We start from the raw sequence: 13,708 nt of genomic DNA, 5'->3' as shown, positions 1-13,708 counted from the left end.
GCTTTTTTTAATATGTGCGGAATTGTAGGTGTCGTTTCCCAAGATCAAGTAAATCAGCAGATTTACGATAGTTTGCTATTGCTACAGCATCGAGGTCAAGATTCGACTGGTATAGTCACAATGGATGATAGTGTTTTTCATTTACATAAGTCAAAAGGTCAGGTCCGAGAAGCTTATAGAACAAGAGATATGAGAAGTTTACGTGGAAATATTGGTATTGGACATGTTAGATATGCAACAAAAGGTGCAGCTGATAGAGAAGAAGAAGCACAACCTTTTTACGTTAATGCACCATATGGAATTGTTTTAGTACATAATGGAAATCTTACTAACACAAGGCAATTAGAAAAAGAACTTTTTAACGATGATCGTAGACATACGAATTCATCTAGTGATACGGAGATGCTTTTAAATGTGTTTGCTACAGAACTTCAGCATGTAACACAAGGAAAGAATTTTTCTCCTGAAAATATATTTGAAGCAATTAAATTAGTTCATAAAAGAGTAAAAGGATCTTATGCTGCTATTTCATTAATAGCTGGTCATGGACTAGTAGCTTTTAGAGATCCATTTGGCATAAGACCATTAGTTATTGGTAAGAGGGTTTCTAAATTAAATTCATTAAATGAGTGGATAGTAGCAAGTGAATCTCTTGTTTTAGAAAATAATGATTATGAGATAATTAGAGATGTAGAACCTGGAGAAGCTATTTTTATCACTCCATCTGGAGATTTATATTCTTTACAATGTGCCCAAAATCCAAAACTTTTTCCTTGTTCCTTTGAATATGTTTATTTGGCTAGACCAGATTCTGTTATGAATGGAATTTCTGTTTATGAAGCAAGACTTAGAATGGGCAATTTATTAGCAGAAACAATTAGGAAAGAAATTACTTTAGGCGAAATAGATGTTGTTATGCCGATTCCTGATTCTTCTCGTCCAGCTGCTATGCAGGTTGCCAAACAATTGGGGATAGAATATAGAGAAGGTTTTTTTAAGAATAGGTATGTTGGCAGAACATTTATAATGCCGGGCCAATCGTTACGAAAAAAGTCTGTAAGACAAAAATTAAATGCTATGGGTACGGAATTCAAGGGCAAAAATGTACTTATAGTTGATGATTCAATTGTTCGCGGAACAACTTCACAGCAAATAGTTCAAATGGCTAAGGGTGCTGGAGCCAATAAAGTAATTTTTACTTCTGCGGCACCTCCAATTAGATTCCCTCATATTTATGGTATTAATATGCCTAGTAGAAACGAATTAATAGCTTATAACAAATCAATATCAGAAATAGCTTTTGAATTATCCATAGATAAACTTGTTTATCAGAATATTGAAAACTTGCAAAAAGCCATTACTTATGAATCTAATATTAAAGATTTAGATTTATCTTGCTTTACTGGTAATTATATAACTGGCGACGTAACAGAGGAGTATTTGAATTGGGTAGAAATGGAATATCTTTCATAACTTACTTTATACAATTATATTTTTTATATTATCTATTACTTCTCCTTCAATTAAAGGTATAAATTTTCTATTGAATTCATTAGATTGTATTTTTACTAATTCATCTTTTGAAATTTGAGTGTAGTTTTCCATATTAGTTTTAATAATGCAGCCACTATTTGAATTGAAAACAAACAATTGTTTATCCTTAAATTCTTTTATATGACTAATGGACGATAACATTATTCCTATGTCACCTTTTTCACAGTTTCTTATTAGATCGGTTTTTATCTTTATACAATTACCATCGCTAGACATTATAATAATTTTATTCTCTATAGATTGTTTTGAAGTATAACAACTACCAATTGATTCACTTGGAAATAGACTAATTATATGTGCTCCTTGAGCTAACTTTCCTGTTATAGGTAAATCATTTTCGTTAATTTTTATTTTCAATAATCTTCCTATACTAGTAGTTATAAATAAATCATCATTATCATCACATAAGATTGCAGATATTACTTTTACTTTTTCTTTTAACTTTAGTATTGTTGATGATCTACTGGAAATTTCTAGAATTTCTTTTATACTTATTCTTTTAAATCTTCCATCTGAAGTCAATAGTCCAAGACTTTGATTTTTATTTTCAGTAATAGGAATTAATTTTAGTATTTTTTCTTCTTCTAATCCTGTTGGGACTAGGTTAGTAACCTCAGAAGTTTTTAGACCAATAAACTCCCAACGTAAAAGGGCTACTTTCCCATTCACAGTTATTGCCAAAATTTTTGTTTTATCATTAGCTTCAATTAATATTTTTGTTTGGAAATTCTCTTTTGATAATGGAATATTTTCATCTAGTTTTAGTTTGTGTATGGATTTACGATTAATTACTCTTACTACATTATTATTTTGGATGGCTAAAAGTCCATCTTTAGGCAAAGCTTCTAAAGCTTGTTTCCTTTGTAGCTCTTTATTTGGCCTTAGATTAGCATTTCTTTCTGCTATTAATTGATCTCCACCTTTTATTAATTTACTTTTTCTTTTTTGACCAAATCTTTTTTTTAATTCTTTAAACTCTAAGCTCATTAACTTTAATAATTCGTTCCTATTTTTTAGTATTAGCTCTAAATCCTTTTTAGATACTTTTAATTCTTCTAATTCAGAGTATAAAGATTGTTTCTCAAGTCCAGTTAACCTTCTTAATGGCATTGACAAAACCCCATCTGCTTGCTTTTCATTTATCTTTAATTTTATCATTAAATTATTTTTAGCTATACTTACATCTTTGGCTTCTTCAATAGTATTTATGACAAGTCTTAGGTTTTTTAGTGCTTTAATCAGCCCTTCTATTATTTCAAGTCTTTTTAAGATTTTTCTTAAAGAGTTATTTGTTCTTCTTACGATTGTTGATTCTCTAAACTCTAAAAAGTTAATTAATAATCTTTTAAGAGATAATTGCACTGGTTGTCCGTTCACCAGAGCAAGTAAAATTGCACCATAATTGCATTGTAAATTTGTCTTTCTATATAACTCTTTAAGTATTTTTTCAGGGTCAGAATCTCTTCTTATTTCTATTAATATTCTCATACCAGTTCTATCACTTTCGTCTCTTATATCTGCTATTCCAGTTATTTTTCCATCATTTACTTGTTCGGCTAATTTTTCAATCCAACCAGATTTACTTATTTGGTATGGCAATTCTGTTATTACAATTCCATTTCTTTTATGTTTACCTTTTCCTGGATTTACTTCTTCAATATGCGCTATACCTCTCATTACAATGCTTCCTTTTCCTTTTGTATAGGTTTCTCTAATTCCACTACTCAGCAATATTTCTCCACCTGTCGGAAAATCTGGGCCTGGTATTAGTTTAATTAATGACTCCTCTGGCATATCAGGGTTTTTAATTAATTCAAGTAACCCATTTACAACTTCATTCAGATTGTGTGGAGGAATACTTGTAGCCATACCAACTGCTATCCCTGAGCATCCGTTGAGGATCAAGAAGGGAAGCTGAGCAGGTAATACATTTGGCTCTTGTTGTGATCCATCAAAGTTTGGAGAAAAATCAACTGTTTCTTCGTCTATTTCTTTGAGAATGGACTCACTAGAAATTTCTGCTAATCGAGTTTCCGTATATCGCATTGCTGCAGGTGGATCATCGTCTATTGATCCGAAGTTGCCGTGACCATCAAGTATTGGATGCTTACACGTAAAATCTTGAACTAGTCTGACTAGTGCGTCATATACAGCTTGATCTCCATGAGGGTGATATTTACCTAGTACGTCGCCAACCACACGAGCACATTTTTTGAATGGTCTATCAGGAGTTAGACCTAATTCATGCATTGCAAATAAAATGCGCCGTTGGACAGGCTTTAAGCCATCTCTTGCATCAGGCAAAGCTCTTCCAACGATTACGCTCATCGCGTATTCGAGGTAAGAGCGCTGCATCTCTTGATGCAGGGAAATTGAATTTAGGCGCTCTCCAGCCATCCAGATTTAGGAATAAGAGTGCCTCACTTTTTTCAGGTTACTGATCAATCTCTCTTACAACAATCTTTTTTTATTATCATCAATCTTTTATCCTTGAATTAGCAATTGCTTGAGAAACTGCTTTTTTTAGTTCAGGAGCTTTAAACAGTTCATTGGCGGCTTTTAGAAGTTCATCTCCCCATAGTTGATCTTTTTGATGACTTTTATGAACATAAATGGGACTTTTTAATAAAGCTTTTTTGGCAAAATCAATAGATTTTTTATCTTTGTTGTCTTTTTGATATTTTGCAGCAGCTAAAGCAAGCATTGGTTCTGCATCAGCATTAAGTTCAATGACTTTTTCCCATAATTTGATTGCTTTTTCTTTGGAATTAATTTCGTATAGCACTAATGCTTGATTATTAATAGATTGCCAAAAGGTAGGTTTAAGATCATTTGCTTTTTCAAATGCTAAAAGAGCTTTTTTGTATTCTTTTAGCCTCATTCTAGAATTTCCTAATTGAAAGTATCCATTTGGGTTTTTAGGATCTATAGATAAACCTATTTCTATTAGATGTATTGAATTATTTATTTTATTTATTTCAAAATCTATACTTGCTTCTTTAAAATAATAAACTGCTTCTCCTGGGTTCAATATTTGCGCTTGTTTTAAAGAATTTCTTGCTGAAATTAAGTCTTTGCTTCTCATTTGAGCTTCTGCTAATATTCCCCAGAGCTTCTCTTCTTTTGGGTTTAGTTTAACAGCCAAATTTGCTACTTGAATCGCTTTCTTGTTTTCACCGAAATATAATAACTGTGCTGCAATTTCGCCAAAACCTTTACTTTTATTTTTCATTTCTTTGATATTTGGCTCATATACAGCTGGAGTAAAAGCTAATACTGGCTTTCTAACATTAATAGATACTAGGCTTATTAAAATATAATAAGTTAATAATATTAAATTATTATTTCTTTTTGATCTCATGGTTTATTTAATTAGTTTTCTTCTTTTTCTTTTATAGCATTAGCATTTCTTCTCCACATCCAAGGCTTTACTCTTTTTAGAGTTGACCCAACAAGAATTTGCTTCCAATCTTCATCACTCCAATTAAAAATTTGTTGATTAGTTAAATTCATAATCCATTCTTTTGGTTGCATTTCAGGGTCTTTACTGCTTTCAATTTCTTTTGTATTCCAAGGACAAATATTTTGGCATATGTCACAACCTGCAATCCAATTACCCATTGAATCAACAATTTCTTTTGGCAAATTTAGATTTCTGTTTTCTATATTGTGATATGTAATGCATTTATTTGCATTGATTACAAATGGTTCTGTTATTGCGTTTGTAGGGCATGCATCAATGCATTTCTCGCATTTGCCACATAGAGGTTTAGCAGGTTCATCTGGTGTTAGAGGTTCAGTGCATAGTAAAAAACCTAAAACTATCCAAGAACCATTTTTTGAATTTATTACGTTGGAATGTTTCCCAATCCAACCTATCCCGGCTTCTTCCGCCCATGCTTTTTCAAGTAAAGAGGTTGAATCCACACAAACTTTCCAATTACAATCAGGCCTTTCTTTTTTAAGCCATTTCCCAATTCTTTTGAGTTTTCTCTCTATCACTTTGTGATAATCATTACCCCATGCAAATCTAGCAATTTGCATGGTTTCTGGATTTTGTTCTTTATCTACATAGTAATTAAGACCTACAGCAACTACACTACTAATACCTTCTAAAAGTGTTTCTATATTTTTTCTTCTAGGGGCATTCATCCAATTCATGTCTGCATAATTACCAGCTTCCAGCCATCTTTCTAAAGCTGCTGTTCTTAGTTTGATTCGAGAGCTACCAGGCACTCTTGCTATACCAACTGGTTCAAATCCTTCTTCTTTTGCTTTTTCTTTTAGAATTTTACTGAGTTGATATTGATTGAAATTATTGATCTTCACAATTTAAGTTTTGAAAAGACTAGTTTTATTTTGTTTTATAAAAGAAATTTTACTTGATTTAGGATTCTTTTTCTTATTAAAATCAATGGGTGGCTGCTTGTAAAACATTTAATAGTCAAATTTTAAATTGGTTAGTAAGATCCATCAACTTACATTTAAATTCATTATTTGTTTAAATAGTATATATAGAACAACGCATCAGACCCAATATTGGTGCAATCCTCTCAAAGACAAGACCTTCCTTTGGCTTCCAGGCTCCAGCAAGATCTTAAGAATGACCTTATAGCTGGTCTCTTGGTTGTCATCCCATTGGCCACCACTATTTGGCTTTCCACAATATTCAGTCGTTTTGTTTTGGCGTTTTTAACGTCCATTCCTAAACAGTTAAATCCTTTCATAACCCTTAACCCTCTTCTCCAGGATCTAATTAATTTAACTTTGGGTTTGACAGTTCCATTGTTGGGAATATTGCTAATTGGTTTGATGGCTAGAAATTTTGTTGGTCGATTCTTGTTGGAGTTTGGTGAAGGTACTTTATCTCGTATACCTTTAGCAGGTTCTATTTATAAAACGCTTAAGCAATTATTGGAAACGTTTTTAAAAGATAATTCAACAAGATTTAGGCGTGTTGTTTTAGTAGAGTATCCTCGAGAAGGTTTGTTTAGCGTAGGTTTTGTTACGGGAGTAGTAGGCCCTTCTCTACAACCTGAACTAGAGGCAACCCTGCTTAGTGTTTTTATCCCTACTGCACCTAATCCAACTACTGGCTGGTATACATTGGTTCCAGAAGATTCTGTAAAAGATTTAAATATATCAGTAGAGGATGCTTTTAGAACTATTATCTCCGCAGGAATTGTTAATCCAGATGAAAGAAGTAACTCTACTAATCCAACATTTTCCAGTTTATTTTCACAATTGAAATCTGCTTCGACTAATACTTCTTCTTCAAATACATAATTTCACCAGTAAAATATAAAATCATGCAATCTAGATCTGTTTCAAGAGAACTTGCTTTATTACTGTTAGGACAAATGGAAGAAAATCAAATTAAAGTCAATAAAAATTTTTCTATTGAACAAGTTTTAAATAAAGCATTAGACACTTTAACAAATCATTGGAAAGAAGAGTTGGCGGACTGCGCTAACCTATTAGAAATTGCTTATGAAGAATTAAATGATAGTGAATTAAAAGAGTTTGATAAATCTTCAAATCAGATAGTTCGAAAACACTTGACTAATAGTTTAAAAAAAGGAGAACTTATATTAAACAGTCTTGAGGAAACAATTGATCTAACACGATTAATATCATTAAGTGATCACGAGGAAATTAGGTTTGGAGCAATTAATAGAGTAAATCTTATTTTAAATAAGTTTTCTCATATTGATCAAAACATTGATAATGTTATGGAAGGTTGGCGCTTAAAGAGACTTCCTAGAATTGATCGAGATATTTTAAGGATTGCTTTTGTTGACTTAAATAATTTAAATATTCCTGTTGCTGTAGCTTGTAATGAAGCTGTTAATTTAGCTAATCGTTATAGTGATGAACAAGGTAGAAAAATGATTAATGGCATTTTAAGGAAATTACAAGATAATATGTCTTTAAATCTAAAATAATGACTTACGATGAATTTAAGCGTAAAAACTTAGACTCTTCTAAAAATATATTGGATGAAGAATCTGAAAACTCATTAGATTGGGCAAAAGATGCATATGAAAGGTTAAAAGAACAACAACAAAAACGAAAGGAAGAAATAGCAGAAAATCAGAAAAAAATAAAAGATAAATCAGTAGAAACTAAAATTTCTATTCAAAAAGAAGAAATTGAACTGTCTGGCAACAATGAGGTTTTATCGAAGCCTTCAAATATTGGAGTTGAAGAAGTAGATCCCTCAGTTAATGAAGAGCCGACTCTTGGTGATTTTGATAATGACTTTACTTGGTCAGCAGATATTTTAGCTGCCCAAGGGAAAAAATCTGCTGACATCTCATTAGAAGAAATTGATTGGCTCGGTAGATTAAAAGATGGGTTAGAAAAGACTCGAAAAGAGTTTGTAACTGATTTACTTGATAAATTTGGAGACGATCCTTTAACGCCTGAAGTAGTTGATGACTTGGAAATGTTACTTTTAAAAGCAGATGCAGGTATAGATGCGACGGATAAAATCTTAGCGGCTTTGCGTACCCGTCTAAACGAGGAAGTTTTGGGAGCAGAAGAAGGATTAAATTTCTTAAAAGAGAAATTGCGAGAAATATTAGATGAGCCAATAAAATCTTCTGAAAAGGAATTATTAGTTCCCGAGAAGAATACATTAAATATATGGTTATTTGTTGGTGTTAATGGAGTTGGAAAAACAACTACATTAGGAAAGTTAGCTAACCTTGCAGTTAGAAGTGGATATTCAGCTTTAATAGCAGCAGCAGATACATTTAGAGCAGCAGCAGTACAGCAATTGAGAGTTTGGGCAAAAAAAAGCTCTGTACCTTTAATTGCTAATGAAACAGCCAATGCTGACCCTGCGGCTGTTGTTTTTGATGCTATAGGAGCAGCTAGCTCAAAGAATGTCGATTTATTATTAGTAGATACAGCAGGAAGATTACAAACAAAAAATAATCTTATGGATGAGTTAGAAAAGATTAGAAAAATAATTGACAGATTATCTCCAAATGCTGAGGTTGAATCTCTTTTGGTTTTAGATGCAAGTCAAGGGCAAAATGGTCTTAGACAAGCCATGGCATTTGCTAAATCAGCTCAATTAACAGGTGTAGTTATCACGAAACTTGATGGTTCATCCAGAGGAGGAGTTGCATTAGCAATTGCATCAGAAGCAAAATTACCTATTCGATTTATTGGTGCAGGTGAAGGTATTAGAGATTTAAGGCCTTTTAATAGTTTTGAATTTGTTGAAGCTCTATTGGCAAAACGTTGATTTTCTAAAGACTCTTTTGCCAAATTTTGCTACCTTTTGAATTCTTAGGTTGTTTGTAATTGCCAAATAAACGACTTCCACTAAATATAAAAAACTCTTCATTGAGCAATGCCCAATTATTTTCTCCTTCCTCATCATTTAGAGAATTATTAGATAGTTTATCTAGAGAACAAAAACGAAATCAAGAATTGTTATCTTCATTGGGATTTGCTCTAAGAAGTTTTACCAATTTGAGCAGGTTTTTGGAATTTGTCCCAGTTGTTATAACTCAACTAATTGGAGTTGAAGGATGTTGCTTAATTCCATTTCATGAAGATGGACGAGTTTGGAGAGAACAAATTCATTTATCTTCAAATGATGATTCTCAGGAACTAGTTAGACAATTATCTGTATTTGATCCTGGAAAGAAGGAAGGGTTTGCATTTGACGAGAATCAATTAGCTTTATTAGATAGTTTTTTTCAAAGTCATTTTTCAGATTCAGGAGTTTTCACTACTTCATTAATAGCTAGAGGCAGAGTTAGAGGAAGAATATATATTTTTAATACTCAAAAAAACTGTTTCTGGAGTGATATTCATCGACAGCATGTTCAATTAGTTGCTGATTTAACAGGAGTTGCAATTGAAAATGATTTGGTTATTCAAGAGATTAGAAGACATGAAAGTTTAGATAGGCAATTAAGCATTGGAGCGGAAATACAGGCGCAATTACTTCCTGACAGATGTCCAATGATTGAGGGTATTGAATTAGCTGCTCTTTGTCGGCCTGCATTTCAGGTAGGAGGCGACTACTACGATTTTATGCCGACCAGGCCTGAATTATTAGGTAGAAGAAGAGAAAGAGGCCAATGGTCTTTTGTTATTGGAGATGTAATGGGCAAAGGAATTCCAGCTGGTTTATTGATGACAATGCTTAGAGGAATGTTGAGAGCTGAGGTAATTAGTGGATTACCACCGAATCAGATCCTTCATGACTTAAATCAGTTAGCACTTGATGATTTGGCTCAATCTCATCGCTTTGTTACTCTTTTTTATTCTGATTATGATCCGAGGTCTAGGAAATTAAGATTTGCCAACGCTGCTCATAACCCTCCATTACTTTGGAGAGCTGCAACAAAAGCAATATCTAGATTGGATTCACCTGGCTTATTAATTGGACTTCAACCTGACGCAGAATATGTTTGCGGTGAAACTATTCTTGAACCAGGGGATATTCTTTTGTATTACACAGATGGAGTAACTGAGGCACAAGGTCTTACAGGCGAACGTTTTGATGAAGTTCGTTTAATTCATCTCTTGAGTGAATATGCAGTTCAAGGTTTAAGTGCAAAACCAATTTTAGATAAGCTTTTTAAACGTTTAGATAGTTTTGTAGGAATAGGGCAGCACCTACAAGATGATGCCTCTATGGTTGTCTTAAAAGTTAATGAAGATATAACTCTTCCTAACATAAGAAAAATTCACCACTGACAACTTTTTAGCAAGTTGCTTTAGTAGATAAGTATCTGAGGGATTTAAATTTGACTAAAGCATGGAGTGATAGGTTTGAGAAGGGTCTGAATCCCTTTATAAAAGTATTTAATGCGTCTATTAATTTTGATATTGAACTTTTAAATGAAGATATAGAAGGTTCAATAGCACATGCAAAAATGCTGGCTGAGACAAAAGTAATTACGAGTAAAGAGGCAAAACTGATTGAAGAAGGACTTAAGGAAATTCTCATTGAATATCATAGAGGTAGTTTTAAAGCAGGAGTAGATGATGAGGATGTTCATTTTGCAGTTGAACATAGATTGATTAATAAAATTGGAGATATTGGAAAAAAATTGCATACAGGAAGAAGTCGAAATGATCAAGTTGCGACAGATTTAAGATTATGGCTAAGGAAAAAAATAGATAGATTAGATGATCAAGTTAAAAAATTTCAGTTAATTTTATTAAATCAAGCAGAAGAAAATTTAAATACAATAATACCTGGATATACTCATTTACAAAGAGCTCAACCTGTATCGTTAGCTCATCATTTAGTAGCTTATATTGAGATGCTTGAAAGAGATAGAGAACGTTTATTAGATGTAAGAGGAAGAGTGAATACTTGTCCTTTAGGTGCAGCAGCATTGGCAGGAACAAAGGTACCGATAGATAGGTACTTAACAGCTAAGACTTTAGGCTTTGAGAATATTTGCAATAATAGTATAGATGCAGTAAGTGATAGAGACTTTGTTGTTGAATTTGTTTCTTCAGCATCATTAATTATGGCTCATTTAAGCAGGTTATCGGAAGAATTAATTTTATGGTCTTCAGAAGAATTTTCATTTGTAAAACTTACAGATCGATGTGCAACAGGCAGTAGCCTTATGCCTCAAAAAAAGAATCCAGATGTTCCTGAACTAATAAGAGGTAAGTCTGGAAGAGTTTTTGGACATTTACAAGCATTATTAACGATGATAAAAGGATTGCCTTTGGCTTACAATAAGGATTTTCAAGAGGACAAAGAAGCTCTTTTCGATACAGTTTTAACAGTTGATAATTGTTTAAATGCAATGACAATATTATTTGAAGAAGGAATAGAATTTTCTAGAGATTCATTGTCTGCAGCTGTTATTTCGGATTTTTCTAATGCGACTGATGTTGCAGACTATTTAGTCATAAAAGGAGTACCATTTAGGGAGGCCTATCAGTTGGTTGGAGCACTTGTTAAGTATTGTTTAGAGCAAAATATTTTATTGAAAGACTTAACTCTTGAAAAATGGCAAGAATTTCATCCATCAGTTTCTCAAGATATCTATACAAAACTTTTGCCCGAGAATGTTGTTGCTTCTAGGACTAGTCAAGGTGGAACAGGCTTTCGTCTTGTTAAGGAACAGTTGGTTGTATGGCGGTCCAAGCTTGCTAAATAATTCTTTTACTCTTTTTGTAGGTTCAAAGTATTAGAATAATTTGTGAGATGATTCTTCTTTTGAATCATTAAATTTGGCTTTTTAAAAGCCTCTCAGGCACATTTATTTTTTGGTCCACGATTCAAGTGAGTATTTTTGTTGGTAACTTGCCTTTCCGCGCTGAGCAGGAAGATGTAGTTGAGTTGTTTACTCCTTTTGGGGAAGTAACTAACTGTTCTCTACCTTTAGAACGAGACACAGGGCGTAAAAGAGGCTTTGCTTTTGTTGAGATGGCAGATGAGTCAGTCGAAGCATCTGCCATTGAGGCTCTACAAGGAGCAGAATTGATGGGTCGACCATTACGTATTAATAAAGCTGAACCTCGTGGAAGCGGCGGCCCTAGAAGAGGCGGCGGCGGCTATGGCGGCGGCGGTGGCGGCTATGGCGGTGGCGGTGGCTATGGCGGCGGCGGCGGCTATAACAACAGCGGCGGCGGTTATGGCGGCGGCGGTGGCTATAACAACAGCGGCGGCGGCGGCTATGGCGGTGGCGGCGGCTATAACAACAGCGGCGGCGGTTATGGCGGCGGCGGCGGCTATAACAACAACAGCGGCGGCGGCTATGGCGGTGGCTATAACAACAGCGGCGGCGGCTATGGCGGCGGCGGCTATAACAACAACAGCGGCGGCGGCTATGGCGGTGGCGGTTACGGCGGTCCTTCTGCTTCAGCAGATGGCTCCGCTGAAAGAGATTCTGGAGCTAAAGGCTGGGAGGATAGAAGTTATGGAGCATCATCGTCTGTTGAATCTGACGATCAAGAGGGTCGCAGCAGAAGAAGAAGAGGAGCTCCGGCTGACGACACAACCTCTGATTATGGTGGTGCAGAAGGTTAAATATATTTAATGAGTTCTTTTTTAAGTTTAAAATTTGAGTAGATCAATAGCTTTTAGATAAATATCAATTCCTGCATCCTTCCTTTGTGATTCTTGAGTAATTTTGTGTCTCCAGCTTTTAGCTCCAGGAACGTTTTGTACAAGATTAACTGTATGTTTCGTGATGTCCCATAATCTTCCTCCCATATAAAGATGTCTTTCTACATATGGAATCATCCCTTTTAAAACTTTATAGGCATTGATTTCCTTAGGTTTTTCTTTATAAATTATTGCATCTACTTCTTTCCACAAGAGTGGATTTTTATAGGCAGCTCTTCCTACCATTACTCCATCAAATTGTTTAAGAGCGGCTAAACAATCATTTAGTGTGTTTAACCCCCCGTTTAGTTCTATTAATAGGTTTGGCCTATCTTCTTTAAGCTTAGAAACCACTTCATATTCAAGAGGTGGGACTGTTCTATTTTCTTTTGGATTTAACCCTTTAAGCCATGCTTTTCTTGCATGGATAGAAAATCTTTGAGCTCCAGCTTCTGATACTTTATCTACAAAATTTATTAGAAATAATTCACCTTCTTCATTATCAATTCCAATTCTATGCTTAACAGTAACTGGTAAGTCAGATGCTTGAGTCATTGCTTTTACACATTCGGCTACTTTTTCTGGCTGAGCCATAAGACATGCTCCAAAATTACCCGATTGGACTTTTTGACTAGGACATCCGATATTTAGATTGATTTCGTCGTAACCCCATATTTGAGCAAGCTCAGCTGCTTCGGATAAAAGCTTAGGATTATCCCCTCCTACTTGAAGTGATATTGGATGTTCTATTGATTCAAAATCTAAAAATTTTTTTTTGTTATCGTTGTGATGTAAAGCTTGTGCAACAACCATTTCTGTATATAACAAAGCTCGTTTACTTATTTGTCGCATTAGAACTCTGAAGTGCTTGTCTGTGCAATCAAGCATTGGAGCAACGCTAAATTTGTAAGCCTCTGTTATTAAAGATGAATTTTGACTAAACATTTTTTATTACTCCTTTAGCCGATTGAAGTTTTATTTAGATAGAATTTCATACTCTCTTATTCTGCGATGCAAAACAGGTTTTTCTTTTTTAGTCGTAGAGAA

11 protein-coding genes are annotated in these 13,708 nt (G+C 34.1%); 7 read left to right on the top strand and 4 right to left on the bottom strand.

From position 1 onward, the window contains the following. Positions 1–12 precede the first annotated feature (12 nt). Positions 13–1,473 carry an amidophosphoribosyltransferase gene (gene purF, locus SOI85_RS06315; RefSeq protein ID WP_320663565.1) on the top strand — a complete coding sequence of 487 codons (1,461 nt, stop codon included), beginning with the start codon at positions 13–15 and terminating at the stop codon, positions 1,471–1,473. Positions 1,474–1,479: 6 nt separating this feature from the next. Here purF and SOI85_RS06310 read toward each other — a convergent pair whose 3' ends face one another. From SOI85_RS06310 to queG, 3 genes are all read right to left on the bottom strand, one after another. After that, a complete protein-coding gene (locus tag SOI85_RS06310) occupies positions 1,480–3,951 on the bottom strand; it encodes a DNA topoisomerase (ATP-hydrolyzing) (RefSeq protein ID WP_320663564.1) in 2,472 nt (823 codons plus the stop codon). 79 nt (positions 3,952–4,030) lie between these two features. Continuing rightward, on the bottom strand, positions 4,031–4,915 hold the full coding sequence (locus tag SOI85_RS06305) for a tetratricopeptide repeat protein (protein ID WP_320663563.1): 885 nt from the start codon (positions 4,913–4,915) through the stop codon (positions 4,031–4,033). 11 nt (positions 4,916–4,926) lie between these two features. Then, positions 4,927–5,883 carry a tRNA epoxyqueuosine(34) reductase QueG gene (gene queG, locus SOI85_RS06300; protein WP_320663562.1) on the bottom strand — a complete coding sequence of 319 codons (957 nt, stop codon included), beginning with the start codon at positions 5,881–5,883 and terminating at the stop codon, positions 4,927–4,929. A 210-nt stretch (positions 5,884–6,093) separates the two neighbouring features. Here queG and SOI85_RS06295 point away from each other — a divergent pair, with 210 nt between their 5' ends. The 6 genes from SOI85_RS06295 to SOI85_RS06270 all read left to right on the top strand — a co-directional run bounded on the left by SOI85_RS06295 (position 6,094) and on the right by SOI85_RS06270 (position 12,583). Then, on the top strand, positions 6,094–6,840 hold the full coding sequence (locus SOI85_RS06295) for a DUF502 domain-containing protein (protein ID WP_320663561.1): 747 nt from the start codon (positions 6,094–6,096) through the stop codon (positions 6,838–6,840). 23 nt (positions 6,841–6,863) lie between these two features. Then, the gene (gene nusB / locus SOI85_RS06290) at positions 6,864–7,499 is read left to right on the top strand and encodes a transcription antitermination factor NusB (RefSeq protein WP_320663560.1); all 636 of its coding nucleotides are present in this window, start codon (positions 6,864–6,866) and stop codon (positions 7,497–7,499) included. After that, positions 7,499–8,812, top strand: a complete 1,314-nt coding sequence (gene ftsY, locus SOI85_RS06285; RefSeq protein WP_320663559.1) for a signal recognition particle-docking protein FtsY — start codon at positions 7,499–7,501, stop codon at positions 8,810–8,812. The genes nusB and ftsY overlap by 1 nt, the downstream gene beginning before the upstream one ends. 59 nt (positions 8,813–8,871) lie before the next feature. After that, positions 8,872–10,281 carry a SpoIIE family protein phosphatase gene (locus tag SOI85_RS06280; RefSeq protein ID WP_414477783.1) on the top strand — a complete coding sequence of 470 codons (1,410 nt, stop codon included), beginning with the start codon at positions 8,872–8,874 and terminating at the stop codon, positions 10,279–10,281. Positions 10,282–10,331: 50 nt separating this feature from the next. Then, the gene (argH, locus tag SOI85_RS06275) at positions 10,332–11,711 is read left to right on the top strand and encodes an argininosuccinate lyase (RefSeq protein WP_320663558.1); all 1,380 of its coding nucleotides are present in this window, start codon (positions 10,332–10,334) and stop codon (positions 11,709–11,711) included. 125 nt (positions 11,712–11,836) lie between these two features. Then, a complete protein-coding gene (locus SOI85_RS06270) occupies positions 11,837–12,583 on the top strand; it encodes an RNA-binding protein (protein ID WP_320663557.1) in 747 nt (248 codons plus the stop codon). Between the two features lie 27 nt (positions 12,584–12,610). Here the strand turns inward: SOI85_RS06270 and dusA are convergent, their stop codons facing one another. Further along, positions 12,611–13,606, bottom strand: a complete 996-nt coding sequence (gene dusA / locus SOI85_RS06265) for a tRNA dihydrouridine(20/20a) synthase DusA (protein WP_320663556.1) — start codon at positions 13,604–13,606, stop codon at positions 12,611–12,613. Positions 13,607–13,708: the final 102 nt, after the last annotated feature.

Source organism: Prochlorococcus sp. MIT 1223 (assembly GCF_034092465.1).
Taxonomy (GTDB): domain Bacteria; phylum Cyanobacteriota; class Cyanobacteriia; order PCC-6307; family Cyanobiaceae; genus AG-402-N21.
Note: the sequence above shows the minus strand (reverse complement) of the source record. Positions and strands in the feature narration are given on the sequence as shown.

What these genes read in the sequence shown, in the direction of transcription:
- purF (WP_320663565.1), top strand. Translation starts at nt 13, where the DNA reads ATGTGCGGAATTGTAGGTGTCGTTTCCCAAGATCAAGTAAATCAGCAG.
- nusB (WP_320663560.1), top strand. Translation starts at nt 6,864, where the DNA reads ATGCAATCTAGATCTGTTTCAAGAGAACTTGCTTTATTACTGTTAGGA.
- dusA (WP_320663556.1), bottom strand. Translation starts at nt 13,606, where the DNA reads ATGTTTAGTCAAAATTCATCTTTAATAACAGAGGCTTACAAATTTAGC.
- SOI85_RS06310 (WP_320663564.1), bottom strand. Translation starts at nt 3,951, where the DNA reads ATGGCTGGAGAGCGCCTAAATTCAATTTCCCTGCATCAAGAGATGCAG.
- ftsY (WP_320663559.1), top strand. Translation starts at nt 7,499, where the DNA reads ATGACTTACGATGAATTTAAGCGTAAAAACTTAGACTCTTCTAAAAAT.
- SOI85_RS06305 (WP_320663563.1), bottom strand. Translation starts at nt 4,915, where the DNA reads ATGAGATCAAAAAGAAATAATAATTTAATATTATTAACTTATTATATT.